The sequence below is a fragment of the Streptomyces atriruber genome (genome assembly GCF_001418325.1).
Classification (GTDB): Bacteria; Actinomycetota; Actinomycetes; order Streptomycetales; family Streptomycetaceae; genus Streptomyces; species Streptomyces atriruber.
Map to the genome: position 1 here is coordinate 1 of NZ_LIPN01000142.1, position 348 is coordinate 348.

A 348-nucleotide genomic window follows, 5' to 3' on the forward strand; every position below is an offset into this window, starting at 1 on the left:
CCTCCGAACTCCCCGCGTACACCGCCCTGTGGGGCGGCGAGCAGTACCAGGAAGCCGTCGAGGACATCAAGGAGCGCATCCGGGCCGGCGAGGCCTTCCAGGTCGTCCCCTCGCAGCGCTTCGAAACCCCGTGCACGGCAAGCGCGTTGGACGTCTACCGCGTGCTGCGCGCCACCAACCCCTCGCCGTACATGTACCTCTTCCGCTTCGAGGGCTTCGACGTCGTCGGCTCCTCGCCCGAGGCCCTCGTCAAGGTCGAGGACGGGCGCGCCATGGTCCACCCGATCGCGGGGACCCGGCACCGCGGCGCCACCCCGCAGGAGGACCAGGCACTCGCCGACGAGCTGC

Annotated in this window: 1 protein-coding gene; it reads left to right on the plus strand. The window is 71.3% G+C overall.

Annotated features, from left to right (window positions below; translation table 11 throughout):
* Positions 1–348, plus strand: a 348-nt coding sequence (locus tag AOK03_RS44040) for a chorismate-binding protein (RefSeq protein WP_425264385.1), incomplete at both ends; no start/stop codon positions are given.